24 protein-coding genes and 1 pseudogene are annotated in these 26,697 nt (G+C 70.1%); 10 read left to right on the top strand and 15 right to left on the bottom strand.

Translation table 11 applies throughout. The features are described from left to right. Positions 1-185: 185 nt before the first annotated feature. Entirely contained in the window at positions 186-1,154 is a 969-nt protein-coding gene (locus Q664_RS12000; RefSeq protein WP_043393765.1) for a hypothetical protein, read from the bottom strand. Then, on the bottom strand, positions 1,151-2,017 hold the full coding sequence (locus Q664_RS11995) for a hypothetical protein (RefSeq protein WP_235216664.1): 867 nt from the start codon (positions 2,015-2,017) through the stop codon (positions 1,151-1,153). Before Q664_RS11995 ends, Q664_RS12000 begins: the two co-directional genes overlap by 4 nt. Before the next feature lie 175 nt (positions 2,018-2,192). On the opposite strand from Q664_RS11995, the gene Q664_RS11990 reads away from it, so the two are divergent. The 5 genes from Q664_RS11990 to Q664_RS59980 all read left to right on the top strand — a co-directional run bounded on the left by Q664_RS11990 (position 2,193) and on the right by Q664_RS59980 (position 5,898). Then, the gene (locus Q664_RS11990; RefSeq protein ID WP_043393760.1) at positions 2,193-2,678 is read left to right on the top strand and encodes a hypothetical protein; all 486 of its coding nucleotides are present in this window, start codon (positions 2,193-2,195) and stop codon (positions 2,676-2,678) included. A gap of 70 nt (positions 2,679-2,748) precedes the next feature. Next, positions 2,749-3,645: an S-methyl-5'-thioadenosine phosphorylase gene (locus Q664_RS11985; RefSeq protein WP_043393758.1), complete on the top strand. Its 897-nt coding sequence runs from the start codon at positions 2,749-2,751 to the stop codon at positions 3,643-3,645. Between the two features lie 209 nt (positions 3,646-3,854). Next, the gene (gene mtnA / locus Q664_RS11980; RefSeq protein ID WP_043393756.1) at positions 3,855-4,970 is read left to right on the top strand and encodes an S-methyl-5-thioribose-1-phosphate isomerase; all 1,116 of its coding nucleotides are present in this window, start codon (positions 3,855-3,857) and stop codon (positions 4,968-4,970) included. A 32-nt stretch (positions 4,971-5,002) separates the two neighbouring features. Beyond that, positions 5,003-5,626 carry a class II aldolase/adducin family protein gene (locus Q664_RS11975; RefSeq protein ID WP_052517985.1) on the top strand — a complete coding sequence of 208 codons (624 nt, stop codon included), beginning with the start codon at positions 5,003-5,005 and terminating at the stop codon, positions 5,624-5,626. A 62-nt stretch (positions 5,627-5,688) separates the two neighbouring features. Then, complete coding sequence (locus Q664_RS59980; protein WP_043393751.1) at positions 5,689-5,898, top strand: hypothetical protein; 210 nt, start codon at positions 5,689-5,691, stop codon at positions 5,896-5,898. On the opposite strand, the gene Q664_RS62910 is transcribed toward Q664_RS59980, so the two are convergent. From Q664_RS62910 to Q664_RS11960, 3 genes are read right to left on the bottom strand one after another with little or no spacing between them, the layout of a single operon-like run. Beyond that, complete coding sequence (locus Q664_RS62910) at positions 5,801-6,079, bottom strand: HNH endonuclease (RefSeq protein WP_200883691.1); 279 nt, start codon at positions 6,077-6,079, stop codon at positions 5,801-5,803. The two genes, Q664_RS59980 and Q664_RS62910, sit on opposite strands and share 98 nt — an antisense overlap. A 14-nt stretch (positions 6,080-6,093) precedes the next feature. Continuing rightward, positions 6,094-6,882: a hypothetical protein gene (locus tag Q664_RS11965; protein ID WP_043393749.1), complete on the bottom strand. Its 789-nt coding sequence runs from the start codon at positions 6,880-6,882 to the stop codon at positions 6,094-6,096. Further along, complete coding sequence (locus Q664_RS11960) at positions 6,879-10,508, bottom strand: hypothetical protein (protein ID WP_152622048.1); 3,630 nt, start codon at positions 10,506-10,508, stop codon at positions 6,879-6,881. Before Q664_RS11960 ends, Q664_RS11965 begins: the two co-directional genes overlap by 4 nt. Positions 10,509-10,690: 182 nt before the next feature. On the opposite strand from Q664_RS11960, the pseudogene Q664_RS11955 reads away from it, so the two are divergent. Beyond that, positions 10,691-10,966: pseudogene (locus Q664_RS11955) on the top strand (class II aldolase/adducin family protein); the annotation flags it as partial. Positions 10,967-11,049: 83 nt separating this feature from the next. On the opposite strand, the gene Q664_RS11950 reads toward Q664_RS11955, so the two are convergent. After that, entirely contained in the window at positions 11,050-11,400 is a 351-nt protein-coding gene (locus Q664_RS11950) for a VOC family protein (RefSeq protein WP_043393742.1), read from the bottom strand. 87 nt (positions 11,401-11,487) lie between these two features. Then, on the bottom strand, positions 11,488-12,993 hold the full coding sequence (locus tag Q664_RS58980) for an MEDS domain-containing protein (RefSeq protein ID WP_235216663.1): 1,506 nt from the start codon (positions 12,991-12,993) through the stop codon (positions 11,488-11,490). A gap of 177 nt (positions 12,994-13,170) precedes the next feature. Between Q664_RS58980 and Q664_RS11940 the strand changes: the two genes are divergently transcribed. From Q664_RS11940 to Q664_RS54725, 4 genes are all read left to right on the top strand, one after another. Then, positions 13,171-13,854 (top strand): hypothetical protein, encoded by a 684-nt coding sequence (locus Q664_RS11940; protein ID WP_043393740.1) that lies wholly within the window; start codon positions 13,171-13,173, stop codon positions 13,852-13,854. 145 nt (positions 13,855-13,999) lie between these two features. Then, positions 14,000-14,974 (top strand): ArsA-related P-loop ATPase, encoded by a 975-nt coding sequence (locus Q664_RS11935; protein ID WP_084609773.1) that lies wholly within the window; start codon positions 14,000-14,002, stop codon positions 14,972-14,974. Further along, the gene (locus Q664_RS11930) at positions 14,971-16,086 is read left to right on the top strand and encodes an ArsA family ATPase (RefSeq protein WP_043393738.1); all 1,116 of its coding nucleotides are present in this window, start codon (positions 14,971-14,973) and stop codon (positions 16,084-16,086) included. The genes Q664_RS11935 and Q664_RS11930 overlap by 4 nt, the downstream gene beginning before the upstream one ends. 170 nt (positions 16,087-16,256) lie before the next feature. Continuing rightward, entirely contained in the window at positions 16,257-17,444 is a 1,188-nt protein-coding gene (locus tag Q664_RS54725; RefSeq protein WP_052517978.1) for a CBS domain-containing protein, read from the top strand. 147 nt (positions 17,445-17,591) lie between these two features. Here the strand turns inward: Q664_RS54725 and Q664_RS11920 are convergent, their stop codons facing one another. The 8 genes from Q664_RS11920 to Q664_RS11880 all read right to left on the bottom strand — a co-directional run bounded on the left by Q664_RS11920 (position 17,592) and on the right by Q664_RS11880 (position 26,597). Then, entirely contained in the window at positions 17,592-18,392 is an 801-nt protein-coding gene (locus Q664_RS11920) for a QcrA and Rieske domain-containing protein (protein WP_043393735.1), read from the bottom strand. Continuing rightward, positions 18,389-18,976 (bottom strand): YceI family protein, encoded by a 588-nt coding sequence (locus Q664_RS11915; RefSeq protein ID WP_043393732.1) that lies wholly within the window; start codon positions 18,974-18,976, stop codon positions 18,389-18,391. Before Q664_RS11915 ends, Q664_RS11920 begins: the two co-directional genes overlap by 4 nt. Before the next feature lie 43 nt (positions 18,977-19,019). Next, positions 19,020-19,706 carry a hypothetical protein gene (locus tag Q664_RS11910; RefSeq protein WP_043393729.1) on the bottom strand — a complete coding sequence of 229 codons (687 nt, stop codon included), beginning with the start codon at positions 19,704-19,706 and terminating at the stop codon, positions 19,020-19,022. Positions 19,707-19,852: 146 nt separating this feature from the next. After that, positions 19,853-20,278 (bottom strand): nuclear transport factor 2 family protein, encoded by a 426-nt coding sequence (locus Q664_RS11905; RefSeq protein ID WP_043393726.1) that lies wholly within the window; start codon positions 20,276-20,278, stop codon positions 19,853-19,855. Between the two features lie 502 nt (positions 20,279-20,780). Beyond that, the gene (locus Q664_RS11895) at positions 20,781-22,499 is read right to left on the bottom strand and encodes a LysM peptidoglycan-binding domain-containing protein (RefSeq protein WP_052517977.1); all 1,719 of its coding nucleotides are present in this window, start codon (positions 22,497-22,499) and stop codon (positions 20,781-20,783) included. 175 nt (positions 22,500-22,674) lie between these two features. Further along, positions 22,675-23,403 carry a hypothetical protein gene (locus Q664_RS11890; protein WP_043393722.1) on the bottom strand — a complete coding sequence of 243 codons (729 nt, stop codon included), beginning with the start codon at positions 23,401-23,403 and terminating at the stop codon, positions 22,675-22,677. Then, positions 23,400-23,645 (bottom strand): hypothetical protein, encoded by a 246-nt coding sequence (locus Q664_RS11885; RefSeq protein ID WP_043393719.1) that lies wholly within the window; start codon positions 23,643-23,645, stop codon positions 23,400-23,402. The genes Q664_RS11890 and Q664_RS11885 overlap by 4 nt, the downstream gene beginning before the upstream one ends. Before the next feature lie 72 nt (positions 23,646-23,717). Next, complete coding sequence (locus Q664_RS11880) at positions 23,718-26,597, bottom strand: PAS domain-containing protein (RefSeq protein ID WP_235216662.1); 2,880 nt, start codon at positions 26,595-26,597, stop codon at positions 23,718-23,720. Between the last annotated feature and the right edge of the window lie 100 nt (positions 26,598-26,697).

Genomic DNA, 26,697 nt, shown 5'->3' with positions numbered 1-26,697 from the left:
GCCACGCATCCCAGGTTGAACCCCCTGTCCACACGGGGGGACACGGGTTGAAACACGGGGCCAGATACCCTCACCCCGACCCTCTCCCGAGGGGAGAGGGGATATGCGCTCGATCGGCTAGTCCCTTAACGCGAAGTCCCTTAACGCGAAGTCCCTTAACGCGAAGTCCCTTAACGCGAAGTCCCTCAACGCGCGAAGAGCAGCAGCAGCAGGACCAGCGCCAGCAGCACGCCGCCCACCACCAGCGCCACCTTGGCCCAGGACAGCGGCGCGTCGCCCAACACCACGTTCGCGTCCTGCCCGTGCACCACCACCCGGTACACCTTCCCCTTGTACTGGTAGGCCAGCACGTACGCCGGCAACGCGTAACGCTTCGTCTCCAGACTGGAGAGCACCACCGCCACGTGCAGGTTGCGCACCCGGCTGCCCGGCACGTGCTCGCTCTTCATCTCCTCGCGCGCCAGTGACTCCACCGCCGCCAATATCTGCTTGCGCGCTCCCGAGCGCGTCACGTCGAAACGCTCCACCTGCGCGTCCTCCGGCCCGCGCGGCGCCTTCTGCTCGCTGCCCAGCTGGTAGTGCGCCGCCAGTTGGTCGCACTCGCGCTCCGACAAACCCTTCGACGCGGACACGAGGATGTTCTGGAAGCGCATCGTCTCCTGGCCCGAGTGCGGCGCCCACGCCGAGCGCCGGCTCCCCGCGTCCGAGTCCGCCGTCCAGCTCACCCGCGCCCCCGCCGTGAAGCCCCACGCCGGCCACCACATGGGCTTCAGCGACTCCAGCGCCGCCGCCGTCGCCAGGTCCCCCGGCCGGAAGAAACGCTTCTCCGCCAGGAAGCGCCCCAGCGCCTCGCGCGCCGCCGCCTCGTCCACCGTGAAGGGCAGGAAGGACTCCGCCTGCTCCAGCGGATCCGCCGTCGTCTCCACCTTCATCACCGAGGCGCAGAAGGCACACCGCGGCGCCTTCAGCTCCGCCGAGTACTCCAGCGAGGCCCCGCAATTCACGCACCGCACCACCTTCGCCTGCACCTTCTGCAGCTGCACGCCCCGCGTGCTCGACTCGTCCACCGACAGCGCGCAGATGGGGCAACGCAGGTCCCCCTGCTCCAGCGCGCTCCCGCACCGCTGGCACCCCGCCACCACCGTCGCGCTCATGACAGGCCTCCCTGGTTCATCAGGTACACGACCAGTGCCAGCACCGCCACCACCACCACCGTCAGCACCACCTTCACCCAGGAGATGGGCACCTCACCGTGCACCTCGCCCGACTGCCCGTTCACCACCACCCGCAGCGGCGGCTTCTCCGGGTCATACCGCGCCGCCAGCACCCAGACGGGCACCAGGCACACCTCCAGCGACTCCTCGCTCAGCCGCGTGTCCACGTCCTGCATCCGGTGCGAGTCCCCCGGCATGAACGCGTCCAGCCGCCGCTTCACCTTCTCCATCGCCTCGCCGCGCGCCATCCGCAGACACTCCTCGCGCGCCAGCGACGGCTCCTCCGCGATCCACCCCGCCACCATCGCCGGCTCGTAGCGCGCCAGCATGCGCAGGTCGAAGGGCTCGATGCGCTCCAACTCCACGTTGGACAGCCCCCGCGAGGCCGTCACCAGTACGTCCGGCACGTACTCGGCATGCCGCCCGCTCAGCGAGCGCCACTCCGTCTTCGTCACCGTGCGCGTGCGCGTGACCGTCTTCCCGTTCTCCGTCGTCGTGTACGTCTCCGTCTCGGTGTAGTTCTCCCCGATGGAGGCGCTGTACTCCGATTGCGCCAGCGCGCTGTAGAGGTACGCCGGCACGTAGATGCCCCGCACGTCCTGCAGCGGCGCCTTCTTCAGTCCCGAGTGGCTCCACGGATGGCGCGTGCGCAGCCAGTGCTTCACCCGCTCCGCCGCCAACGGCTGCGTCATCGCGAAGCCCAGCGCGAACGACGGCTCCGGCCTGTCCACGCTCGCCGGCCGCTCCACCACCGACGGCGCCGCGCAGTAGGGGCATACCGTCGTGCGCAATTCTTCCGCCACCACGAGATCAGCTCCACATGATTGGCACCGTAAGTTCATCTCAGGCTCCTGTGCGTGCGTGCGAGCGGTGTTGACGAGCCTCCATTACCATCGCATTCCACTCAACTTTCCTCCCGAATTGCGGTACATCATCCCACCCTTGCTCCGAGTTCACTCCAACCCCCCGCAGGACGGAATGCCTCTGTCCTTCCCAGTCTCCTTCGCGCTGCCCAGCGATGTGGTGTCACCTGTCACGGTGGATGGCCGGCTGTGGCCTCTGCTGGTGGTGAAGCTGGGCCGGAGCGGGACGATGCAGGAGTTGGAGGCGTACCTGGCCGAGCGGTCCACGTACTTGGCGCGGTGCGAGCCGCACGTGTGCATCTTGGATGCGCGCGAGGTGCACATGCCCCCGGCGTGTCTGCGCCAGCGCTACTCGGACTGGCTGCGCGAGCACGAGGCGGCGCTGCGCCGCTGGACGCTGGGCACGGCGTACATCTGCCAGTCTCCCGCGGTGCAGATGATGGTGAGTGTCATGCGCCACGTGGCGCGGATGACCATGCCCTTCGTCGTCACCGGCACGATGCCGCCCGCGGCCGCCTGGGCCGCCGAGCGCTTCCAGGAAGTGGGCCTCACCCAGGCCGCCACGCGCATCCGCACCCAGTTCGCCGTCCCCGCGAGCTGATCCGCCGCCCTTCGCTGTCGCCTCCACGGAGTAGAGTGAGGGCTCGTCCCCTCCGTCCCCTGGAGCACCCATGGCGCACCCGTCCCCTCCCGTCATTGGCATCATCGGAGGCAGCGGCCTCTATCAGATCGATGGTCTCCAGGACGTCACCTGGCGCAAGGTGGCCTCGCCCTTCGGAGAGCCCTCGGACGAGCTGTGTTTCGGCAGGCTCGAGGGCACGCCGGTGGTGTTCCTCCCACGCCATGGGCGGGGGCACCGGCTGTCGCCCTCGGATATCAACTTCCGCGCCAACATCGACGCGCTCAAGCGGGCGGGGGTGACGGACGTGCTGTCGGTGTCGGCGGTGGGGAGCCTGCGCGAGGACCTGCCCCCGGGCACCTTCGTGGTGGTGGACCAGTTCATCGACCGGACCTTCGCGCGCACCAAGAGCTTCTTCGGCACGGGGTGCGTGGCGCACGTGTCCATGGCGAAGCCGGTGTGCTCGCGGCTGGGAGACGCGGCGATGGGCGCCATGCAGGGGCTCGGGATTCCGGCGAAGCGCGGCGGCTCGTACCTGGCCATGGAGGGGCCGCAGTTCTCCACGCTCGCCGAGAGCGAGCTGTACCGGAGCTGGGGGTGCAGCGTGATCGGCATGACGAACATGCCCGAGGCCAAGCTCGCCCGGGAGGCGGAGCTCTGCTACGCGACGGTGGCCATGGTGACGGACTTCGACTGCTGGCACCCGGGCCACGAGGCCGTCACGGTGGAGCAGGTCGTCAGCACGCTGACGGCCAACGCGGGCAAGGCACGCGCGCTGGTGAAGAACGTGGTGCCGAGACTCGGCCAGCACGTGGGCCCGTGCCGGCATGGGTGCCAGACGGCGCTCGAGAACACCTTCATCACCGCGCCCGAGGCGATGGATCCAGCCGTGGTCCAGCGGCTCGACGCGGTGGCCGGACGGGTCCTGAAGCGCCAGGTCAGGAGCTGAGGTTCCGGGCGCGATGGCGAGCAACTGGTCCGACTGTTGGACCAGTTGGAACGCAACGCGGCCGGAAGGCGCCCGTGCCCCGCCCCACCCGCCGACTGGACGAGGGCCTGTGCCCCTCCTCCCTCTCCCCTCGGGAGAGGGTCGGGGTGAGGGTATAGGGTCTACTGTCCTGTGCCTCTGGGCACCCCCTCGCGAGGAGACACCGCCGCATGAAGGTCCACGGAAAGCCGATGCGTACCGTCTGGGTCGAGGCCGATGGCGGGTCGGTGGGAATCATCGATCAGACGCACCTGCCGCACGCCCTGGTGACGCTGCGGCTCACGACGCTCGACGAGGCGGCGCACGCCATCCGCTCCATGCAGGTGAGAGGGGCGCCGCTGATCGGCGCGGTGGCGGCCTACGGGGTGTGCCTGGGACTGCGCGCGGACGCCTCGAACGGGGCGCTCGAGCGGACGTGCACGCTGCTGCAGGAGACACGGCCCACGGCGGTGAACCTGCGCTGGGCACTGGACGAGATGCGCCGGACGCTGCGGCCGCTGGCGCCCGGGCAGCGGGTGGCGGAGGCGTACCAGAGAGCGGCGGCCATCGCGGACGAGGATGTGGCCATCAACCGTGCCATTGGCGAGCACGCGCTGGGGCTCATCGCATCGGCGTGGGAGCGCAAGGGCCGCCAGGGGCGGGTGAACGTGCTGACCCACTGCAACGCGGGCTGGCTGGCGACGGTGGACTGGGGCACGGCGCTCTCGCCCATCTACCAGGCGCACGACAGCGGCATTCCGGTGCACGTCTGGGTGGACGAGACGCGGCCACGCAACCAGGGCGCGAGCCTGACGGCGTGGGAGCTGGGACAGCACGGCGTGCCGCACACGGTCATCGTGGACAACATGGGCGGGCACCTGATGCAGCACGGGCAGGTGGACCTGTGCATCGTGGGAACGGACCGCACGACGGCGCGGGGAGACGTGGCGAACAAGATTGGCACGTACCTGAAGGCGCTGGCGGCGAAGGACAACGGGGTGCCCTTCTACGTGGCGCTGCCGTCGCCGACCATCGACTGGACGCTCGAGGACGGGGTGAGGGACATCCCCATCGAGCAGCGGGACGGGCGCGAGGTGACGGACGTGAGCGGGCGGCTGCCCTCGGGCGAGGTGGTGACGGTGCGGGTGACGCCGGAGGAGAGCCCGGTGGCCAACTACGGCTTCGACGTGACACCGGCGCGGCTGGTGACGGCGCTCGTCACGGAGCGTGGCGTATGCGCGGCCAGCACCGAGGGGCTGCTGTCACTCTTCCCCGAGCGCCGGCCGGTGAAGGAGACGGGAACGTGAGCACGGTGGGACACCTGGCGCTGCGCGAGCAGATGATCGCCACGGCGCGGCGGATGAACACGTCGGGGCTGAACCAGGGGACGAGCGGCAACCTGAGCCAGCGGGTGGAGGACGGCTTCCTGCTGACGCCCACGGGGATGGACTACGACGCGCTGGTGCCGGAGGACCTCGTGCTGATGCGCTTCGACGGGAGCCACGAGGGGCGGCGCGCGCCGTCCTCCGAGTGGCGTTTCCACCGGGACCTCCTGGCGAGGCGGCCCGAGGTGGGGGCGGTGCTGCACGCGCACTCGATGTTCTGCACGACGCTGGCGTGCCTGCGGCGGGGGATTCCGTCCTTCCACTACATGGTGACGACGGCGGGAGGCGCGGACATCCGGTGCGCGCCGTACGCCACGTTCGGCACGGAGGAGCTGTCGCACCACGCGGTGGAGGCGCTGGAGGGGCGCAAGGCGTGCCTGCTGGCGAACCACGGGATGCTGGCGCTGGGCAAGGACCTGGCGGGGGCGTTCAAGCTGGCGGTGGAGGTGGAGACGCTCGCGGCCATGTACTGGCGAGCCCTGCAGGTGGGCGAGCCCGTGCTGCTCGACGCGGAGGAGATGGCGCGGGTGCTCGAGAAGTTCAAGACGTACGGCCATCAACCGGCGCTCGAGGGCTGACGAGCGGACGGACGCGGTTCGACGGAACCGCGGCGGCACGAGCTCCGGCTTGGACTTCTGACATGGACGACCCGCGTGAGCTCCTCCGGAAGGCATTCCCGAGCTACGGGCCGGATTGGGATGCGGCCATCGACGCAGGCGTGGATGTGTCTCTGCTCGAGGAGAATCTCCAACTCACCCCGACCGAGCGGCTCGAGCAACTGCAGCGCATGACCGAGCTGTACGAGGCCCTGCGGCCCAAGGAAGCCGACGAGGATACAGCGGACTCCTGAGCTTCTCCGTACGCAACAGGCCCAGGTCGAACAGGACATGCAGATCCGCGCGCAAGAGCAAACCATTGGTGACGTGGTTGGTCTGCGGTCCGTGATACGGAAAGATGTGCGCTGCCTCGAGAACCCGGGGTTCTTCACAATCCGTGAGCGCACAACGCCCACCATAGGCCACTCCCGCCATCGCTCTTGGAGCTGTCATTCATTCCGAAACCACTCCGCCGGGATGCCGAGCGCCGCGAGAATCCGCTCGGGCGAGCGCTCGCCCTTGACGGCATCGAGAACCGGGAAACATGGAAAATCATCACGCGGATGTGAGAACTGTCCAATGCACTCTCCGCCCTGCAAGACATTGACAAAAAAGGCGTCCAAGCCCGGTGAAGCCACTACCCCATATACGCGCGCGTGAGGAAACCGTTCCGACAAAGTCAGGTCAGCGTAACCAATGCCACCCGTGGCGCTGGAGAGCAGAAGCCCTTTCGGCGTGTCCGCGAAGCAGTAGCGCCCCGGAGGAAGCGGCTCGCCGGCATTCTCTTCCAGCACGCGTCGCGCCTGCGCTGCCTGGACTCCTTCCACCAATGCGGCGTTGCGCAGCGGCTTGCTCGCGGACGAGTCCGAAGCGGTTTCCCTTCCTGGCAGCGGACAGCCGAGAGACTCGGCCAGGCTGTCCGGGTCCACATCCTCCAAGACATCCAGCGCACCGTTGCGCCACGCCGTGACAGCCCAGGGGTCGTTGGCGCGCTCAATCGAGTAGACGGGCTCCTCACCCTCGAGCGACAGGGCCTCGGCGATTTGAATCTCGGCGCCGATATCGATGGGGTCCGTCCCCACGATGGCATGGTAGCGGCCACTGCCCACGATGACCTCGAAGGGCAGTTGTTCTCCGTCCTCTTCGTCCCAGTCCGGCATCGCGATGGCCAGAGCGCGGCTCTCCAACCGTGCGGGCTCGCCTGGAGCCAGGACCGCCCAGAGAGGCCACCGGCTCATGGCGCACCTCCAGAGAGAACCTCCGGTAACTTCAGCGCCGCGCGCAGTTGCTTCGTCTTCTCCAAAATCCGGGCTTCCTCCAATTGAATGAGCTTTGTTCCCCGTGCGTTTTCTTGAAGAAACCTGGACATCTTGAACATGACCGGCCCACTCAGCCTGTCGGTAATGACGAGAAACGGTTTCCCTCGAGGAGCCCTCGCCGCGTCCTCGAGTTGCTCGAGCAGGCGCTGAAGTTGCCTGACGAGCGCCTTCTGCTGGTCGTTGAGACGGGGGCCGGCCTGTCTGGCCTGCCAGGCGTCGAGCGCTTTGCGCCACCGGTTCTCGTTCCAGCCCTTTACCTCTACTCCATGTTGAAGCTTCGGGCCGTGCGTCGCCGTCAGCATGTCGTCGATGATGTGTCCTCCCTCCATTTTCACCTGCCGCCCAGTCAACTGGAAGCCCGGGAAGAGCGTGCGCGCATCGCGCTCCGTCAGCATCTCCGTCGCGATGCCTCGAAGTTCCTCGCGCACCCGCCGTTGCAACTTCAGATTCCACGGGTCCGACGCTGCCCGTTGAAGGTCTTTCCAGGGCGTCATCTTGTTCCTGCCCATGGCGTTGAGGTCCTCCAGGGTCAGCCCCGTGGAGCGTACCCAGCCCAGGTCCACTTTGTCCCCGCGGGCCTTCCTCGCCAGTGTAACCACTGCCTCGGCTTCCAGTTCCGGGTGACTGACGAGCCACTCCGCCTCCTTCAGGAAGGAAAGAGGGTCCTTCAGGCTCCGTGCTCCTGAGTGCCGCAGCAACTCCGCGAGCGCCGGCTTCACAGCACCGCGCGCGGAGGCCCGTAGCGATTCCACCGCGGCGAGGTAGAACCGCGCCTTGTCCGCGGGGAGGGCCGCCGCGCGCCGCGCCACGGCATTGTAGGCGAGCGCCATCTCCCGGCTCTCGGCAGCCAGCAGCTTCAACGCTTCCAGCGTCTTCTCGGCCTCCTCAGCCGCGAGCCCCGCGCGGCGCATGCCACCGAGGGCCCTTGCGGCGGCCATCTCCCCGCGGATGGCGAAGAAGGACTGCTTGAAGGCCTCGGCGCCGCCAGGCAGGGAAAACCGCAGCCCGTCCGGTGTCGCAACGGCCTTGCCCTCGGCGAGCATCCGCTCCAGCGTCTTCACCAGCGCCTGGACGGCATCCACCGACTCGCGCAGTCCGGACGAGGCCCGGGCGCCCGCCGCGCTCAACGCCAGCCTGCCCCGGTGTACCAGCTCGCGTCCGATGCCCGAGGTGGCCAGCTTGTGGATATCCCTGCCGGCCAGCACCACCATGGCCAAATCGTGCACCGCGAGGAACGCCCGTCCCTCGGGCGTCCGCGACAGCTCGTCCCGGTACGTGTCCACTCCAGCCAGGACCGCCACCAGCGACATGCGGCCCACGAACAGGCGCACCGCCGCCGTGCGCGCCCCCGCCAGCGTGCCGCCCCGCGCGGCGGAGGCTGGCACGCCTGTCAGCAGCGGCGCTTTCGTCAGGGCGGACACGGCGCCGTACACCATGTGCAGCTCGCTGACGCGGCTCACCGCCGACCAGAGGAGCGACATGTCCGGCGTGGAGGCGAGCAGGGCCAGCTCCATGGCCGTCATCAGGTGCGTGCGCGGTTGGGGCCCATGGACTTCCACCCGTACCCACTCCAGCGGGTGCAGGGCGCGGCTGCGGGGCAGCTCGTCCACGGAGGAGAAGTAGCGCGCCTGGAACTCCTGCCGCACCGGCTGGAAGTACAGGGCCATGCGTTTGGAGGGCCCCGCCGCTTCTCCGGGCAGGGCGGGTTCGGCTCCCAGGCGCACGCCCTGCTGTGCCTCCCATGCCTCCGGCGCCACCAACACCGTGGACACCCGCCCGGAGGGGACGTTGAGCAGGTGCGTCGTCTCGCCCTCACGTCCCAGGTGGAAGCCAGGCAGGGACTCGAGGAGGTCCAGCGTGAGGGGAAAGGAGGCGAGCGCCTTCTGGGTGAAGGCCTGTCCCAGCAACACCTTGCCCTCCGGCGCGTTGCTGGCGAGCAGCTTCTCCAGAACCCCGCTCGAGGTGAGGCGGCGCTCCAGAGGAGGGAAGTCCCCGTCCGGCGTGGATAGCAGCACCCGCGTCAGCAGGTGCACCGCGTCCTCCCTCATGTCCGAGGTGAGCGCGGAGCCCGTGAGGACGGTGTCGAAGACGCCCAGGCGCTCGTCCGGGGTGAGCAGGGAGAGCACGTCATGGTCGAGGGCGAGCAGGGGCTGGGGCGCTCGCGGTGTCGCCGTGGCCAGGGCTGTCTCGAGAAGCTCCCGCCGCAAGGCCGCCAACCCGCCCGTGCCGGCCCCCAACCCCGGCCGCCACTCCCCCGGGCGGATGAGGAGCGTGCCTGGGTAGTACCAGTACGCGTTCCCCTCGGGGTGCTCGAGCGGCTCGGGCGCCCCGGCAACGGTGTTGAATTCGGCGCTGTAGCCGCGCCAGCGCCCGTCCTTGCCGGGCAGCAGGACGCGCGGGGTGTCGCGGGGAGCGTTGCGTACCCGCAGCTCCGCGCGCTCCAGGGACGTCTCCTCGGTGAGCAGCAGCAGGGCGCGGACTTGAACACTGGAGCCGTCGGGAAGAGAGACGCGGCCCACCACACTGCCCGGGGCGAGGACGGGCGAGCCATCGGTGACGCGGTAGCTCGTCCTCGAGTGTGTGGAGCGCAGCGCGACGGCCTTGCGCAGCGGCTCGGCGGCTTCGCCCAAGGAGAGCCAGTCCGCGTCCCGCCAGGGGCCGAGCGCCTGGAGGTAGCGATCGAAGTAGCTCTGCCCGGAATCGTCCAGGATGTGCGAGCGCTGGGCCCAGCGCAGGGCACGTTCCACCAGCGCGGCGGCCGCGGCCCTGTCCAGGGAGGCCACCGGGAGCTGGGAGCGGCTCCAGGCGATATCCGCCTCCAGTTGCACCTCCAGGGCCCGGCTCACAGTGGCGAGCAATTGCGGCACGAGCGACAGCGGGTGACGCACGCGCACGCAGACCTGCAAGCCCTCCACGGCGCCGGGTGGAGGTAGACGGGGCTCCAGGTCGAAAGCGCCCGCCGCCGCGGCATCCCCGAAGAGGCGCGCGGCAATCTCCTCACGCGAGGCGTACCCGGCCACCCAGAACAGCTCGGGCCACTCCGGGTCCACCTGCACGGGGAGGGACGCCTCCTGGTCCGGCACCAGGGCCCACGCGCCATCCTCCCCGTCCTCGGGCGTGTCCTCCGTCTCGGCCTGCTCCTCCTCCAGCCACTCTGGCGGGATGTCCTCCATGGGCGGGAGGCGCCAGGTGCGCACCAGGGCGGGGCGGCCCGTATGCTTCCAGTTCCACGCATAGGTGAGGGTGAGCACCCCTCCGGCGCCCACGCCCTCCGGGACGTCCACCTCCACCGCCTCCCGTCCTGGCTCGTGGCTCACCAACCGGGGCAGCGCCGCGGAGAGGTGGCTCCTGCGCGGCTCCACCCGCAGCCGATTGTCCTCCCCCCACAGCAACTCGCCCGCCGCGATGAGCTCATCGCCTGCCTCCACCACGAGGAAGCCCGGGTCCTTCACCTGGAAGAAAAGCACGCCCCCCTTCCAGTCTTCCGGGCGGGGCTCGGGCACTCCCGCTCGCGCATGGGGATCGGCCGAGAGCATGACCCTCACGCGCCTGGACTCCTCGCCGGCTGCGCTCATGCTGGCCAGAAGGCAAACCGTCACCCAGAGGGATTGGAAGATCTTCAAACAGGGGGATTCTCGCACGTTCCCACCCTGGCGATTCATCGGCTCCCATTCAAGACCACCCCCCCGCAGCGCCAACGAGGGAGCGCTCCAGATGCGCGAACTCCATGCTCCACGAAGCCAGGCTGGGTGACGGATACCCTCACCCCGGCCCTCTCCCGAGGCTGATCATTCGCCACATCTTCCCAGGGACGAGCGGCAACCTGAGCCAGCGGGTGGAGGACGGCTTCCTGCTGACGCCCACGGGGATGGACTACGACGCGCTGGTGCCGGAGGACCTCGTGCTGATGCGCTTCGACGGGAGCCACGAGGGGCGGCGCGCGCCGTCCTCCGAGTGGCGTTTCCACCGGGACCTCCTGGCGAGGCGGCCCGAGAGCGGCTCGAGCAACTGCAGCGCATGACCGAGCTGTACGAGGCCCTGCGTCCCAAGGAAGCCAACGAGGATACAGCGGACTCCTGATCGCCCTCAGTCGTGAACGAGGATGTTCACCAACTTGCCGAATGGATCCCTCACGAAGAACCGGCGCACACCCCAGGGTTCGTCACACGGGCCATACTCCACGGGGATCTTCGCCTTCTTCACCCGGCGCAACACCGCGTCCAGGTCATCCACCTCGATCGACAGGTCTGGCGCCGGTGCTCCCGAGCCCCCTTCCGAGATGAAACTGATTTGAACCTGCATCTCCTCCTCGGAGCCGTAGGTCGCGATCCACCCCATGTCCATCAGGATGTCGAGCCCGAGGATGTCCTGGTAGAAGCGCGCGGCTTCCGCCGGCTTCGGGCTCACCACGTTGGCCACGATTCGTTTGACTCGCATACGGAGTCCGGGTCGTAGCAGAACCGGGCCGTGCCGCCCACGTTCGCGCGCCGTGCCTCACGGAGCCAACCCCGGTGACGGGTACCCTCACCCCGGCCCTCTCCCGAGGGGAGAGGGAGTGGTGCGCGGTAACACCACGCGGAACGTGGCGCCCCGGCCCGGCTCGCTCTCCACCTCGATGCTCCCCCCCAACGCCTGGACGATCTGCCTCGTGATGTAGAGCCCCAGCCCCAACCCTCCGTAGTGCCGCCCCGAGACCGCCCGCTCGAACTTGCCGAAGATGCGCTGCTGGTGCTCGGGTCCAATCCCAATCCCCTCGTCGCGCACCACCAGCACCGCCCGCCCCCGCTCCTCCGCCACCGTCACGTGCACCGGCCGGCCCGCCCCGTACTTCAGCGCGTTCGACAGCAGGTTCGTCACCACCTGCTCCAGCCTCAACCGGTCCCACCTCCCCACCACCTCCCGCTCCGCCACCACCTCCACCTCGCTCCCCGCCTTCTCCGCCTGCTGCTCGAACCGCTCCACCACCTCCCACACCACCTCCGTCACATCCAACTCCTCCCACGTCAACGCCAGCTTCCCCTGCGTCAGCCTCGACACGTCCAGCAGCGCGTCCACCAGCACCGCCAGCTTGCGCAACTGCTGCTCCGCTCCCTGCGCCGCTCGCACCACCCGCTCGCGCGGCACCAGCTCCCCTTCGTTCCCCTCCGCCTCCCGCTTCAACCCCTGCAGCTTCAGCCGCAGCGGCGTCAGCGGCGTCTTCAGCTCGTGCGACGCCACCGAGAGGAACTCGTCCCGCGCCCTCACCGCCTCGCGCGCCTCCTGGTACAGCCGCCCGTTCTCCTCCGCCTGCTCGGACAGCCTCATCCCCATCATCACCAGCTTGCGCTCGGCCTCCCGCACCCGCTTCAGCTGCCGCACCATCCACTCCACCCGCCTCGCCGCCGACTCCTCCCCCAGCAACATCTCCGGCGTCTCGTAGAAGAGGTTCTCGTGCACCTCGTCCCCGAGGATGACCCGCGGGTGCGCGCGCAGCACGTCCCGGATGACCTCGGGCGAGAAGCGGCTCCGGTGATACTGGCAGTTGGCCATCGCCCGGCTGCCCGGCAGGTAGCAGTTGAGCAGTGTCTCGTAGCGCAGCAGCTCCTCGCGCGAGGGCTCCGGCCCCAGCGCCCAGCTCATCTCCCCCGTCGCGCACACCCCCGTGAAGCCCGCCGCCAGCGACTCCTGCTCCACCCGGCGGAAATAGGCGATCATCTCGTCCGGCTCGAAACGCCCCCCGCGCAGGAAGGCCTCGCGCTGCGAGAGGAAGACGAGCGCCCCCCGCGCCCGCGCCCGCTCCGTCTCCACCCCGTGCGCCCGCAGCGTCGCGGCCACTTCCCCCACCCCGTGCTCGTCCACCACGTACACGCAGCGCTCGCCCCGCTCGAGCCCCTGCCGGATGTACGGCACCAGCGCCGCCACGTGCTCCTCGGGCCGCTCGTACACGAGGCAGACATGGTCCCCCCGCCCCAGCCTCGTCAGCTGCCGGGCCGTCTCTCCCACCGCCGCCCCGGCCTCCAGCAGCACGGGCGGCGCAGTGGGCGCTGGCATGGATGGTCCATTCATCTCTCCCCCGAAACTGGGGCCCGGCTCACGTCCCTCCCCTCCCATGTCCACGCCCCTCCCCGAGGGCAAGAGACGGCCCTTTTCCCTCGGACTCCCGCTCCCAGGACATGTCAGACCCATCCGTTAATGTCTTCACATCTCGACTTCTCAGGGAGGCACTTCATGAACGGACTTCCGGAGTCACCTCACGTGTCGGTGAACAAGCTGGGCCGCTACCTCACGGCGACGCCCGCGCTCCGCAAGCGGCTCATCGAGTCCCAGAAGCACCCGCCGGAGCCGCAGTACCTGCGCTACCCCGAGGCCGCATACGCCATCACCGACTTCCTGTGCCGCGGCCAGGACGAGGCCATCCTCCGCCACCATCAGCACCGCCTGGCCACCAGCGTCTTCTCGGACGACTTCGACACGCAGCGCGCCCGCCTGTGCATCGAGGCGCTCGAGCACTACCGCAAGCTGCACCCGCGTCTGGGTTTGCAGGGCGTGGTGGCCACCGCGGTGGGCGAGGAGCCGCCCGCGCTGCAGATGGCCGGTGTCACCATCCGCGTCGGGCCCCAGGTGGTGCTGCAGACGGTGGACCGCAACGGCCACAACAAGGTCGGGGTGATGAAGCTGTATTTCTCCAAGCACCACCCGCTGGACGAGCGCTCCGGGCAGTACATCGCCACGCTCCTGCAGGCCTTCGCCGACCAGCACCTGACGACGCTGGGCCCCATCGAGCCGAGGCTGGTGCGCCTGGTGGACGTGTTCTCCGGCAAGGAGTTCCTGCCGCCCAAGGCGCGGGTGCGCCGGCTGTGCGACGTGCAGCGCGCGTGCGAGGAGATCGCCGCCCGCTGGCCCATGCAGTGACGGGCCGCGGACGCCCGGGCCTGCCCGCCCGGTGACTCCCACCCGGTGGCATCCCTTGTCGTACCGGGAAACGGTCGTTATGACTGGCTTCCTGCACGACACGTGGAAGCCACTGGTGGAAGCCACCTTGGGAGGGGCGACGGCCTTGCTCGACGCACTGTGGGATCGGAGGGCGCTGCTCGTCTCGGGCAAGGGGGGAGTGGGCAAGACGACACTCACGGCGGCCCTGGCGCGCGCGGCGGTGGCCGCGGGCCGGCGCGTGCTGCTGGCCGAGGTGGAGGTGGGCTCCGACGAGCAGGACAGCCCCTCCGCCCTCGGCGCGTTGGTGGGCGCCCCGCGCGTCTCCGGGCCCGAGGTGCGCGAGGTGTCTCCGGGCCTGTCCTTCGTCCGCCTGTCCCCCGTGGAGGGCCAGCGCCTCTTCCTGCAGGACGTGTTGCCGCTGCGTGTCATGGCCGAGGCCGCCATGCGCACCCGTGCCCTGCGCCGCTTCCTCGAGGCCGCTCCCGCCCTCCGGGAGATGGGCGTCCTCTTCCAGATGCTCCACCTGGTGCGCCGCACGCGCCCGGATGGCAGCCCCCTGTACCCGTTGTGCCTCCTGGACCTGCCGGCCACCGGCCACGCGCTGGCCATCGCCGCGCTGCCGGACACGCTGCTGTCCGTCATGCCCGGCGGGCCCATTGGCCGCTCGGTGCGCGAGGGGCTCACGTTGTTGAGGGACCCGCGGCTCACCGGGGCCCTGCTCGTCACCCTGCCCGAGCCCCTGCCCGTGAGTGAGACGCTGGAGCTGGCCACCGCCATCCAGCGCCACCGCATCCCCATCGCCGCGGGCGTGCTCAACCGCATGCCGGACAATCCCTTCTCACCGGACGGGCGCGCCGCGGTGGAGCGCTTGTTGGGTGAGCACGGGCCCCACCTGGGACAGCGCGCGCTGGGGCGGTTGGATAGGGCCCGCGAGGCCGAGGCCCGGCTGGCGGGCAACCTTCCGGCCCCCCTGCTCACCCTGCCCGAGCTGCCCGGCAGCGGCCCGGAGCTGGTGGAGCGGCTCGCCAGGCACCTCGCCCGTCCCACCGTCCACCCCGCGTCTCCGCCCCGGAGCGAGCGCGCCGGAGCCCCCTCATGAGCCTCCAGTCCCTGCTGCGGGAGAAACGTGTCCTCGTGTTGTGTGGCGCGGGCGGCGTGGGGAAGACGACGACGGCGGCGGCGCTCGGCGTGGCGGCGGCGCGCGCGGGCCGCAAGGTGCTGGTGCTGACCATCGACCCGGCCAAACGGCTCGCCGAGGCCATGGGCCTGTCCGAGGCCGGCGCGGAGCCCACCCCCATCTCCCCCGAGCGCCTCTTCGCGGGCCAGGAGCCCGGACAGGGCCGGCTGGACGTGTGGATGTTGGACCCGCGCGTCGTCTTCGAGCGCTTCGTGCGGCGGCTGTCGCCCTCGCCCGAGGCGGCGCGCACCATCCTGGAGAACCGCCTCTACCGCTTCCTGTCGGACCTGGTGGCGGGCATGCAGGAGTACGCCGCGGCCGAGGCGCTGGACAACTTCCTGGACGAGGGCCGCTACGAGCTCATCGTCCTGGACACGCCACCGAGCCGCCACGCGCTGGACTTCCTGGAGGCACCGGGCCGGCTGGCGCGCTTCCTGGACGACAGAATCGTCTCGCTCTTCCTGCCGGAGGAGAAGGGCCGGGGCGGGAGGCTGTGGCGCAAGACGTCGCAGCTGCTGGGCAACGTGCTGGGGAGCGTCTTCGGCGAGAGCTTCACGCAGGAGATGCGCACCTTCATGGGGGCCTTCAGCGGGCTGTTCTCGGCCATCCGGCTGAGGGCGGATCGGCTGCGCTCGCGGCTGACGTCGCCGGACGCGGCCTTCCTGCTGGTGACGTCGCCGGAGGGGGCCTCGCTGACGGAGGCGGCCTTCTTCCGGGACATGCTGCACGAGAAGGGGCTGCCCTTCGCGGGCTTCGTGCTCAACCGGAGCTGGGCGCGCGAGGATGGGCTGACGTCCCCCGAGGCGCTGCTGCGGCACGTGGAGGACGCGGGTGCCGCGCGCGATGGGGTGGAGGCGCTCATCCGCCTGGCGGACCTGGAGCGGGCCCGCGCCGAGGCCCACCGGGGCGTGCTCGCGCGGCTCGCGGAGAAGCTGCCCGCGGGCGCCGTGGCGGTGGCCGCTCCCGAGGCCGGCGGCGAGCTGGAGGACTTCGGCGGCCTGGTGCGCCTGGGCGAGGCGCTCGCCACCTCCTGAGGGAAGCCCGTCCCCGAGGACAGGGCGGGTGTCCGGAGCCGGGCACTCGGTGGGGGTGGGCATGCCCGTGGGCCGACAGCCGGGCGCGCCGTGTCCTCCGGGGGCCTTGGAGGAAACCGGGTGCGTGCCGAGCCTCCGGCGGCACACACAGCTCAGGAGGTCGCATCCCCATGGCCCAGAGGCACACCGATGATGGAAGGGACACCCCGGTCCGCGGCTCGCCGCCCAACGGTACGCACGCCGAGCGCGAGCGCCGCGCCGCGGAGTCTCCGCCGGGCTCCCGCGAGCGCTCCGAGTCCGACGTCACCGGCTGGAGCACCGAGCGTGACGAGCCCCCCGAGGTGAGGGAGGGCCGCTTCCACCGCGCCGCCCAGTTGCGCATGGCCCAGCCGCGCACCGAGGAGGGCGCACCGCCTCCCGGGGACGACACGCGCTACGAGCGGGTTCCGCAGCGCCGCGGCCTCTTCCACCGGGGCCGGGGCCGTCCCGTCGAGCGCCCCACGGGCCTCAGCGCCAGCATGCCCCACGGCCCCTACGGGCGGGATGATCGCAACGCCGACGATGCCGCGGGCATGGGCCCGGGGCCGCTGCTGGGCGAGCAGGAGCGCTACCACTCGCTGGAGGACGACCATCCGCCGCGCGAGTACCGCCCGTGGGACCGCTCGGGCACGGGCCAGGAGCCGGGCGCGAAGGCCCCGTACGAAGAGGACGAGCGCATGACGCGGGCCGGGGTTGGCCCTCGAGATCCGCGCGACCGGGAGTCGCGCTGGCGCGAGGAGCGATGGCGCGAGGACCGGCCGGGAGCGGAGCAGCGCGCGGGCACGGGCGAGGTGTACTCGGACCTGATGGGCATGAGCCAGACGGGGGCTCCCCGCGGCGAGACGCGGCGCCAGGGCCGGTGGAAGCGCGAGCCCTTGAACGCGCGGGAAATCATGACGCGCACCGTGAAGAGCGCGCAGCTGGACAGCACCCTGCGCGAGGTGGCGCGCATCATGAAGGACGAGGACTGCGGCGTGGTGCCGGTGGTGGACAAGCAGGGCCGGCTGCGCGGCCTCATCACGGACCGGGACCTGGTCATCCGCACGCTGGCCGAGGGACGGCCGCCGGACGGCATGCTCGCCCGGGACATCATGACGGATGACGTGGAGGTGGTGACGCCGGACGAGGACATCCACGGCATCATCGCGTTGATGGGCCGCCGCCAGGTGCGCCGCGTGCCGGTGGTGGAGAGGGACGACCGGCTGGTGGGCATCATCGCGATGGCGGACATCGCCACCCGGGCCGACTACGACGAGGAGCTGCAGGACGCGTTGGATCACATCTCGGCGCGGCGCTCGTTCTGGAGCCGACTCTACTAGGGTTGGATCCACCCCTCTCCCCCCGGGAGAGGGAAAGGGTGAGGGTATCCGTCCCCGTGCTCCCCACGGTGGGCCGGGGCGAGGGGCAACCTGGTTGTTCCAGGTACCCTCACCCCGTCCCTCTCCCGGAGGGCGAGGGGAGCTTGGCTACACGATGGCCACGGTGACGCCGGTGGCGTCGCTCGTCACCGAGAACTTCTTGAGATCGCCCGTCACGACCGCGGGGCCTTCCCGCACCTCACCCGTCTTGGTGAAGCGCGAGTTGTGGCAGAAGCAGAACAGGTCCGCCTCCGCCTCCCGGTACTGCACGGGGCACTGCTGGTGGGTACAGATGGAGTCCACCGCCGCGTACGTCCCGTCCTCGAGCGCGAAGACGAAGATGAGCGTCCCGTAACCGCCCGGCGTCCCCTCCACCTTGCCGCCCGGCGTCTGGAGCTGGGGGAACTGCGCGAAGGGGAAGAAGATCTTCCCATCCACGACGGAGGGGAAGCCCTCCTCACCGGCCCCGAAGTCGATGGTCAGCTCGCCCGTCTCCGAGTCGAAGCTCGAGGAGAACTGCCGCAGCGGCGAGCGGGCGGGCGGATGCGTCACCGAACCATCCAGCGCGAAGCGCGACAGGTGGCACGGGCAGATGGCCTCGTTCTTCTCGAAGCCCAGCGGGCACCCCGAGTGCGTGCAGAGGCTGGTCAGCACCACGTACTGGGTGCCCTGCGGGTGAGCGACGAGCACCTGCTGCTCACCTTCCACGCGCAGCGTGATGGCGCCGCCCGGACGCGACAGGTCCGGGTAGCGGCTCACGGTCAACACCACGCGCCTGCTGGCGTCCTTCTCCGCGTTCACGAAGGGGGCGGGAGAGATGTCCGGCGCGCAACCCGCCATGCCCGTGGCGGCCGCGCCGACGCCCGCTCCCGCCAGTCCCTTCAGGAAGCCCCGGCGATTGGTGCTCACTTCCCCTCCTGAAGCTGGAACTTCGTCTCCAGGACGAGCGCGTCGTCCACCTTCACCATCATCAGCGACGGACGCTCCACCTTGAAGGCATCCAGGCTGATCTGGAAGGTGCCCGTGGCCGTCACGTCCTTGGCCGAGGTGAACACCACCTTCATGGGCACCTCCACCGGCTGCTTCACGCCGTGGAAGGTGAGCTGGCCCTTGAGCGCCACCGTCTGCTCCGAGGGGAAGGTGGTGGGCACCTTCACGCCACTGGCGATGCCCTTGAACTCGATGGTGGGGTACTTGGGCTCCTCGGTGGCCTCCTTCATGTGGGCGTCACGGTTGGAGTTGCCCGAGTCGAAGTCGCCCACGTTCGCGCGCACGGCCACCTGCAGGGTGCCGTCCGGCTTCAGCAGGGCCTTGCCCTCGGTGGGGCGCGCCTTGCCCTCCACCAGGTGCAGCTTGTGGTTGAGACGATAGGTGAGCGAGCTGTCCGCGGTCTTCACCGAGTACATGCGCGGGCCAGCGGGAGCAGCCTCCTGCGCGAGCACGGGCGTGGACAGCAACAGCGTGGCCAGCACGGCCAGGGACGAGCGTTTCATGATGAGCCTCCGGGTGTCTCGACGCGTTCGCTTGGGAGTGTATTCAGAAGACGATCATCAGGGCGCCCGCGCCAACGGCGCCCAGCGTCGCATACCCAACCACCTGGTGCGCCGTGGCCAGGTTCACCTGGGACAGCTGGCCCTCGCGGCTGGCCGTCACCAGGCCGAGCACCACCTGCGTGAGCATGCCGGCGGTGGCCAGGGAGACGAAGAACTTGTGCAGGGTGATGGTGTCCAGCCGCAGCTCCTTCTTGAAGGGCGTGGGCGCGAACAGGCCGAGCACGCCCGTGCCAACGAACAGGGTGCTGCTGGCGATCACCAGGCCCTTGTGCCAGCCGGCATAGCGGCCCGTGTCGCCCCCGCCGCGGTAGCGGTCGTCGAAGTGCAGCTGCCCCACCACGACGGTGGCGGCCAGCGTCGTCAGCGTGGCGAGCCCCAGCCCCTGGTGCACGGTGAGCATGGTGCGGCGGGTGGCGATGGCCTTCTCCAGCTCGGGGTCCACCAGGCGGGGGGCCTCGGCGGCCGGGGAGGGCTCGAGCAGATCGAAGTCCATGTCCGGATCCTCGGTCTGCTGCACCGGAGCGTCGGCCGGCCGTGTCTCGGCGGGCTTGGACTCGGAGGACTTCTGGGACGTCTGCGTCGAAGCGGCCTTCTTCTTCCCAACGGCGTAGGCACTCGAGGGGGAGGCGGCGACGAGCAGGACCAACAAGGCAACGACGGTGCGGGACATCTCTTCCCCTTGGTCAGGAAAGTAACAGTCCCAGTATGCGCCAGGACGCGGCGCGTTACATGCCGAGATATTTCATCCGGGCCCATGTCCCACGCTTCCTCCGACGTGAGAAAAAGAGAGCGTGGGACTCGGTCCTATCGGGCTTCTCAAGCCGGGGCGGTGGCCGGGGCCTCCGAGCGCGCCGCGGTGCCCCGCGACAGCTCCATGCCCAGCAAGCGCGGATCGAAGTAGGCGTAGAAACGCGAGATGCGCTCGCCATCCCACTCGATGATGGAGACGCCCTCGTAGTCCACCGCCGCCCCGTTGTGCGCGGTGCCGCTGGACTCCCACTCGAGCGCCACGCGGTCTCCGGCTTCGATCATGTTGCGGAAGGTGGACTTCACCTGACGCAGCATGCCCTTGTACTCGCGCCAGAAGCCGCGGGCGCCGTCCTTGCCATGAAAGGTGCGCCGCGAGGCCACGTTGCTCACCTGCGCGTCGTCCCCGAAGAGCTCCAACAGGGGCTCCACGTCTCCGTTCTCCTCCAGCTTCGCCAGTGCATCCACGAAACGCTGCGCTCGCTCCATCGCCATGGGGGTCCTCGTGAAGAGTGCCGTGAAGGGTCCTGATGCCTCGCACGGTGCGCACGGCCCCCGGGCGGTGCCTTGCCCACCGGCTGCCCGCCCGGCCTGCGTGCGGAGGAACCGGGAGCCAGTGGCTTGCCACCCGGTCCGGATTCGCAGCAGGCTCGGCGCTGTCCAGGCAACGCCTCCGGAATGCCCCTCCCGCCACCTCCGCGCGTGAAGCCGGGCCCGTCGCGTCCCCCCGCGAGCGGGCGGACCTGATGTCGGACGCCCTGGAGGAGGAGTGGCTGTGTGCGCTGGCCGGGAGCAGCGGACGCCGGGTGGGGCTGGCCGCGCTGGAGACCCTCCTGCGGCTCGGCTACCCGTACGCCCTCGAGGTGCGAGGAGCCACCGGAGGCCTGACGGCATCCCCCGGAAAAAACAATGACCGCGGCCGAGGGGGGTTGGCCGCGGTCATCGGGCTCCCTTCCGGGGGGAAGGGGAGCCGTGCCGAATCATGTGAAGCCGTATCTCAGGTGAGCACGTCGAGCGCGCGCTGGTAGTACTTCTGGCGATCGGCGAGCCCGTTGTAGCCGCCGTTGATGCGGCGGGTGAGCTCCTTGAAGTTGCCGGAGTCCGCGTACTGGTTCAGGTTGCGGCTGTTCCAGTACCAGGCGGCGGTGCGGAAGCCCACATCCGGGTCCGAGGCGCGCTTGGGGTTGTTCTCCAGGTCGATGCCCAGGGCCTTGCCCGCGGCGCGGTAGTTGGCGCGGCCGGTGATCTGGATGGGGCCACGGCCCTTGAAGCGCACGCCGTCGCCGGGCTGCGTGTTGCCCAGGTCCTTGCGGCCCTCGTAGGCGGCACCGGAGGCGATCTCCTCCATGTAGCGGAACTCACCGCTCTCGTGGGCGAGCTGCGCGAGGAAGGCGGCCTGCCGCTTGGGGGTGTTGATGCCGGCCTCGGCCATGGCCTTGTTGAGGTGGGGCAGGTACTGCTCGGCCTTGGCCTGCGACAGGTTGGGCATGATCTTCCGCAGCTGCGCGAGGCTCACGCCGCCCTTGGAGCCGGGCTCGTTGCCCGGGCCCGTGACGGGGCCGGGGCCGGAGGAGCCACCGGTGCCGCCGGTGCCACCCACGTCGGCGCCGAGCTTCTTGAAGGCGGCGCGCGTCAGGGGGCCGTAGTAGCCGGTGTTGGGCACGCCGTGGGCCGCCTGGAACTCCTTGAGGGCCGCCTCGGTCTTGGGGCCGAAGGTGCCCGGGCCGGTGTTCATCTCGGCCTGGGTCATGTGGCCGAGCTTCACCAGGGCCGTCTGGAGCTGCTTGACGGCGGCGCCCTTGGCGCCCTTCTCGAGGTCACCCGTGGGCAGGTCCAGGCCCTTGATGGAGGCGTTGCCGCCCGAGGGCTTGGTGGGGCTGGCGGGCGCGGGGGTGTTGCCACCGCCGGCCGGAGCGGTGCCCGGCTTGGGGTTGCCGCCCGAGAAGGTCACCAGCTCACCGGTGCTCTTGTAGTTGCTGGGGCCGCCGACGAGCTTGCCGCCCTGGAGCTTGAGGGAGATCTCCTTGCCGGTGGCGGGGTCGTTGGCGAAGTAGGTGTTGCCCTCGCGGCGGGTGACGGCGACCCAGTGGTCGGTGCCGTTGGCGCCGCCGTTGGAGCCGGCCTTGTAGTCCACGCCGATGACGACGGGGCGGCCGGCGTCGATCTGCTTGTTGATGTTCTCCATGCTCCAGCCGGGCTTGCTGGCGCCCATGCCGGCCATCTTGGCGGCCTGGCCCCAGATGAGGCCGTTGCCGGAGTAGCCGCCGTTCTTGTCGAGGTAGGCGTCGAGCTCGCCGGGGTTGATGACCTTGCCGGAGATCTTGCTGAGGGCCATGGCGGTGGACGTCATGGCGCAGCCGGCGGCGGAGATGGAGGAGCCGGTGCCGAGGGAGCGGCCGCCCCACTGGGCATCGCCCTGCTTGAAGATGGGGGTGCCATCGGCCGAGGTGGGGAACTGACGGCCGTCGTCATCGCGGGCGGGGCCGGCGCGGCCGCCGGAGGCGGTGGGAGCCTGGTTGAACGTGTCACCGCCGCCCTGGGAGGGGCGGTTGGTGGACGGACGCTCGAAGCTGTCGGGCAGCTTGAGCTTCTGGCCCACCGAGATGGTGTTCACGTCCTTGATGTTGTTGGCCTTGGCCAGCTTGTCGACGGTGGTGTTGTACTGCCTGGCGAGCGCCGACAGGGTGTCGCCGCGACGAACGGTGTGGACGGACACGAGGGACTCCGAACGAAGGAAGAAATCGGGGGAAGAAGGACAGCGATGACCTATTCTCGCGCGAAGCGAAAAAAGGTTGCTGGGGGGGTAGGAAAAAAACCCGCAGGCCCACACCCGGAGTGAGCAAGGGCCTGGAAACAGGAGCGGAGACGCACTCGGAGAGCGGGTTTCCGGGCTACGGGCGCGCCACGCACCGCATCCGGACCGCGCCGGGTTTTGCTGGCCGGGCGATCACCTCGCAGCGCTGGGTCTCGGGGCAGGGGGACTGCTGGCAGTTCGTCCCGTGGACCACGGAGCAGACCGAGACGCCCTGATCGAAGCGGATGCACGCCTGATCGGGAGGGCAGCCCCGGGCCTCACAGGTGGGAAGACAGGAAGGACCCTCGGGTCCGCCCTCGCGAGGGCAGAAGAACCCCTCGGGGCAGCTCTCCGGCTCGTCCGGCTGGCAGGAGCGGCCACACCACTCGTTGCAGAGCAAGCCCGGAGCGCAGGCGCTGGCGTACTTCTTCGACTGCGGCGAGCAGCCCTCTCCCTCGCGCCGGTTTCCCTCCAACGCGCACCGCTTCAGCAACTCTCCACCCAAGGTCTCCACGGTCCGGCAGACGAAACCTTCCCGGCATTGGGAGTCCGTCGTGCACTCGCTGTCCGTGCAGTAGAGGCCCGCGACGTTCGTGTCGAAGAGGCAGGCGAGTGGTGGGTCACAGTCGGTGCTGCGGTGGCAGGACTTGCGCCAGGTGGGACGCTCACGGCGCTGGTCCAAGGAGAGCATGGGCACCACGGCCTTCGCCAAATGGGGGACGGGCTGGGGCACAGACGCGCGCCAGTGGCTGGCAAAGACGGCCACGAGCGGCACTGGCAGCAGCAGCGTCCCCACGAGCGCAGCCGCGGCGCGCCACTTCATCATTCGTCGTCCTCTTGCGCCGCGAGCGCTTCCCAGCATCGCCGCTCACACTCCACGAGCTTTTCAGGAAGGCAGATGGCTTGGAGGGTGGCTTGCCCGCAGTCGGTCAGCTTCAGCGGCTCAGTGGATTCCATCATGTCCTTGAGCACGGCCCGGTCGATCGTGCCTCCCTTGCCAAAGGCATGCGGACAGGCCGTGCCGCCAACGAGTACCCATAGCAAGAGGGGAATGTACCCACGGCGCATTCGCGTCTCCAGGAGTGGACGGCTCAGTCTAACACAGCGAGCCAGAGCCAAATCGGCACTCCGGCGCGCGCCTCACCCCACCCGCGCGCCCGCGTCCCCGCGTCCCGCGAGCCTCGCCACCGCTTCCACCAGCGCCGCCGGCTCCAGCGGCTTGGCCAGGTGCACCTGGAAGCCCGCCCGGTACGCCTTCCGCGCGTCCTCCGCGCCCGCATACGCCGTCAGCGCGATCGCCGGCACCCACTGGTCCCTCGCCTCGGCCCACGCCCTCACCTTCCTCAAGAGCGCGTGCCCGTCCTCCCCCGGCAGGCCAATGTCGGACACCAGTACCTCCGGCATCGACTCCCTCAGCCGCTCCATCGCCTCCGCCGCGTTGCTCGCCGTCCCCACCACCGCGCCCCGCTCGCGCAACATCAACGCAATCAACTCCCGCGCGTCCGGCGCGTCCTCCACCAGCAACACCGACACCCCATCCAGCCTCACCTCCGGCGCCTGCGTCTCCGCTCCCGGCAGTGCGTCCGTCTTCGCCTCGGGCAGCACCGCCGGCACCGGCAGCGCCACCGTGAACGTGGACCCCTTCCCCTCCCCCTCGCTCTCCGCCCGCACCTGGCCCCCGTGCAGTCCCACCAGGTGGTGCACGATCGCCAGCCCCAGCCCCAATCCCCCGTGCTCGCGCGTCGCCGAGCCGTCCGCCTGCCAGAAGCGCTCGAAGAGGTGCGGCAGGAAGTCCGCGCGAATCCCCTTCCCCGTGTCCGTCACCCGCACCCGCAGCTCGCGCTCGTCGCGCTCCACCCGCACGTACACCCGCCCTCCCGCCGGGGTGAACTTCACCGCGTTCACCAGCAGGTTCCAGCACACCTGCTGCAACCGTCCCGGGTCCCCCACCAGCATCGCCGCGCCATTGCCGCCCACGTCCACCTCGAGCGACAGCGACACGCCCTTCTGCTCCGCGTGGGGCTTCACCACCTCCACCGCCGCCTGCACCACCCCCACCAGCTCCACGCCCCTGCGGTGCAGCGTCAGCTTCCCGGTGATGATGCGCGACACGTCCAGCACGTCTTCAATCAACTGCGCCAGCGTGCGCGCGTTGCGCTCGATGACGGCCAGCCCCTTCTCCACCGCCTTCGCGTCGCCCTGCCGGTTGCGCAGCATCTGCGTCCAGCCCAGCACCGCCGTCAGCGGCGTGCGCAGCTCGTGGCTCATCACCGCGAGGAACTCGTCCTTGGCCCGGTTGGCCGCCTGCGTCTCCGCCATCAGCCGCGTGTTTTCGATCGCCACCGACGCCATGCGCGCCAGCTGCACGAGAATCGCCTCGTCCTCCGAGCTGAAGTCTCCCTCGTACCGGTCCGACAGCTGGATGAGGCCCAGGTTGCGCCCATCCCGGCCCACCAGCGGAGCCGCCAGCCACCCGCGCATCGGCGGATGCTTGCCCGTGTGCCGCCCGAAACCCCGCCACGCCGGGTGCGCCTCCAGCTCCGGCTGCGTCAGCCTCATGGGCAGGTTCAACCGGCACACCCAGCTGTAGATGCCCGTCCCCTCCCGCGACTGCTTCCACTCGCGCCACGCCCCGTACCTGTCCGACATCGACACCGAGTGGATGGCCTGCGACCAGTTGCCCTCCAGCAGCAGGCTGGTGACGGCCTGGTGCGCGCCAATCACCTCGCGCGCCTGCTCGGTGATGGCCTTGAGCACGTGCTCGACGGACTCCGCCTCGCTGATGACGAGCGCGGCGCTGGCCAGCCCCTGCAGTTGCACCGAGTGGCGCTGCTCCCGCGCGAGCAGGCGCTCCCGCTCGGCCTCGCCCTGGCGCTGCTGGGTGATGTCCCGGTGCGCACCCACCCACTCGCGCACCGAGCCGTCCTTCTCCAGCACCGGCACCGCGCGCGCCAGCATGTGGCGGTACGAGCCGTCGTGGTGCCGCAGCCGGTGCTCCACCTGGAAGGACGTGTGCGTGGAGAGCGCTTCCTCCCAGGAGCGCACGGAGCGCTCCCGGTCCTCCGGGTGCACCGCGTCCAACCATCCCCACCCCTGGTACTCCTCGCGCGGCTGCCCGGTGAAGGCGCTCCAGCCCGGCTGCTCCTCCACGAACTCGCCCGAGGGCGGCGTGGCCCAGATGATGTCCGACGTCGCCGTCACCAGCGAGCGGAAGCGCTCCTCGCTGTGGCCCAGGTCCCTCGCCAACGCCTCGGCGGTGCGGCGCGAGCGCACCAGGTCCGTCACGTCGTAGGCGAAGATGGCCACGCCCTCCACCCGTCCGGCGGCGTCGCGCTGCGGGTGGTAGGCGATGTCGAAGAACATCTCCTCCGTCGGCGCCCCCGGCGTGCGCGGCACCTTCACCGGCCGGGCCCGGCCCACGTACGAGCTGCCCGTGGTGTACACCCGCTCCATCACCTCGAAGACGCCCTGGCCGGCCAGCTCCGGCAGCACCTCGCGCACCGGCTGGCCCACCATGTCCCGGCCGCCGTGGAAGCGTCGGTGCAGCAGGTTGGAGAAGACGAAGCGGTGCTCGGGGCCGCGGGTGATGCTGACGGCGGCGGGCGCCAGCATCAACATCTCCTGGAAGCGCGTGCGCTCACCCTCCACCGCCGTGCGCGCCGTCTGCTCCGCGGACAACAGCCGCACCCGCTCGTTCTCCGCCAGGCGCCGCTCCGTCACGTCCCGGCTGAAGACGACGAGCCCCTCGCCCGAGGGAAACGCCCGCGACTCCAGCCACACCCCGCCGGGCCCGAAGAAGTCCTCCAGCGACACCAGCGTGCGCGCGTCCATGGCGCGCCGCCACGCCGGCGCGAAGGGGCTCTCGGCCACCTCGGGCAGCGCCGTCCACAACTCCTGTCCCAGCAATTGCTCGCGTGAGCGGCCCAGCAGCCGCTCGAACACGGCGTTGATCCACACCAGGTGCCAGGCCCCATCCACCACGAGGATGCCGTCGGTGACGCCATCCAGCAGCGGATCCACTCCCACTGGTACCCCTCGCTCCAGCCCCCCGGTTGGAGTTATGGACGGCTCGTGATTGGCCATGGACCCCCTGCCCTCGGACAGGCTTAGCAGAGCGCGA

Origin of the sequence: Archangium violaceum Cb vi76 (assembly GCF_000733295.1) — a bacterium.
GTDB lineage: Bacteria > Myxococcota > Myxococcia > Myxococcales > Myxococcaceae > Archangium > Archangium violaceum.
This window is presented reverse-complemented; position numbering and strand designations above follow the sequence as displayed.

Excerpts from the sequence above, each read along its gene's own strand:
- Q664_RS11985 (WP_043393758.1), top strand. The coding sequence starts at position 2,749 with ATGGCGCACCCGTCCCCTCCCGTCATTGGCATCATCGGAGGCAGCGGC.
- Q664_RS11950 (WP_043393742.1), bottom strand. The coding sequence starts at position 11,400 with ATGCGAGTCAAACGAATCGTGGCCAACGTGGTGAGCCCGAAGCCGGCG.
- Q664_RS11915 (WP_043393732.1), bottom strand. The coding sequence starts at position 18,976 with ATGAAACGCTCGTCCCTGGCCGTGCTGGCCACGCTGTTGCTGTCCACG.
- Q664_RS11990 (WP_043393760.1), top strand. The coding sequence starts at position 2,193 with ATGCCTCTGTCCTTCCCAGTCTCCTTCGCGCTGCCCAGCGATGTGGTG.
- Q664_RS62910 (WP_200883691.1), bottom strand. The coding sequence starts at position 6,079 with ATGGCGGGAGTGGCCTATGGTGGGCGTTGTGCGCTCACGGATTGTGAA.
- Q664_RS12000 (WP_043393765.1), bottom strand. The coding sequence starts at position 1,154 with ATGAGCGCGACGGTGGTGGCGGGGTGCCAGCGGTGCGGGAGCGCGCTG.
- Q664_RS54725 (WP_052517978.1), top strand. The coding sequence starts at position 16,257 with ATGGCCCAGAGGCACACCGATGATGGAAGGGACACCCCGGTCCGCGGC.
- Q664_RS11910 (WP_043393729.1), bottom strand. The coding sequence starts at position 19,706 with ATGTCCCGCACCGTCGTTGCCTTGTTGGTCCTGCTCGTCGCCGCCTCC.
- Q664_RS11975 (WP_052517985.1), top strand. The coding sequence starts at position 5,003 with ATGATCGCCACGGCGCGGCGGATGAACACGTCGGGGCTGAACCAGGGG.
- Q664_RS11890 (WP_043393722.1), bottom strand. The coding sequence starts at position 23,403 with ATGATGAAGTGGCGCGCCGCGGCTGCGCTCGTGGGGACGCTGCTGCTG.
- Q664_RS59980 (WP_043393751.1), top strand. The coding sequence starts at position 5,689 with ATGGACGACCCGCGTGAGCTCCTCCGGAAGGCATTCCCGAGCTACGGG.
- Q664_RS11965 (WP_043393749.1), bottom strand. The coding sequence starts at position 6,882 with ATGAGCCGGTGGCCTCTCTGGGCGGTCCTGGCTCCAGGCGAGCCCGCA.
- Q664_RS11930 (WP_043393738.1), top strand. The coding sequence starts at position 14,971 with ATGAGCCTCCAGTCCCTGCTGCGGGAGAAACGTGTCCTCGTGTTGTGT.
- Q664_RS11905 (WP_043393726.1), bottom strand. The coding sequence starts at position 20,278 with ATGGCGATGGAGCGAGCGCAGCGTTTCGTGGATGCACTGGCGAAGCTG.
- Q664_RS58980 (WP_235216663.1), bottom strand. The coding sequence starts at position 12,993 with ATGCCAGCGCCCACTGCGCCGCCCGTGCTGCTGGAGGCCGGGGCGGCG.
- mtnA (WP_043393756.1), top strand. The coding sequence starts at position 3,855 with ATGAAGGTCCACGGAAAGCCGATGCGTACCGTCTGGGTCGAGGCCGAT.
- Q664_RS11885 (WP_043393719.1), bottom strand. The coding sequence starts at position 23,645 with ATGCGCCGTGGGTACATTCCCCTCTTGCTATGGGTACTCGTTGGCGGC.
- Q664_RS11940 (WP_043393740.1), top strand. The coding sequence starts at position 13,171 with ATGAACGGACTTCCGGAGTCACCTCACGTGTCGGTGAACAAGCTGGGC.